Source organism: Niallia sp. 01092 (assembly GCF_052318935.1).
GTDB lineage: Bacteria > Bacillota > Bacilli > Bacillales > Cytobacillaceae > Niallia.
The window spans coordinates 1-321 of the sequence record NZ_JBQRKO010000079.1; the positions used below are offsets into that span (position 1 = coordinate 1).

Consider the following 321-nt stretch of genomic DNA (forward strand, 5'->3'; position numbering starts at 1 on the left):
ATATTTATATTTTAATTAATGGGGCGAATAATGGGAATCGAACCCACGAATGTCGGAGCCACAATCCGATGCGTTAACCACTTCGCCATATCCGCCATAGTATTAATTAAGGTTTATTTATATTGTTAAAGGTGGCTCAGGACGGAATCGAACCGCCGACACAAGGATTTTCAGTCCTTTGCTCTACCAACTGAGCTACTGAGCCTTATTAATAAATTATTTTCTGTATTTATATTCTGCCTTAACCTTCAATCTGATTTTTTTCAAGATGTTTTCTCTTTGAAGTAAATTTTCGAAATCCTTTTATTTTTAAAAAATATA

At 34.0% G+C, this 321-nt stretch carries 2 tRNA genes; both read right to left on the reverse strand.

The annotated features are described in order from the left end of the window. Positions 1–19: 19 nt before the first annotated feature. A tRNA-His gene (locus tag ACTXGU_RS22405) sits at positions 20–95 on the reverse strand. A 37-nt stretch (positions 96–132) separates the two neighbouring features. Further along, positions 133–205, reverse strand: a tRNA-Phe gene (locus tag ACTXGU_RS22410). Between the last annotated feature and the right edge of the window lie 116 nt (positions 206–321).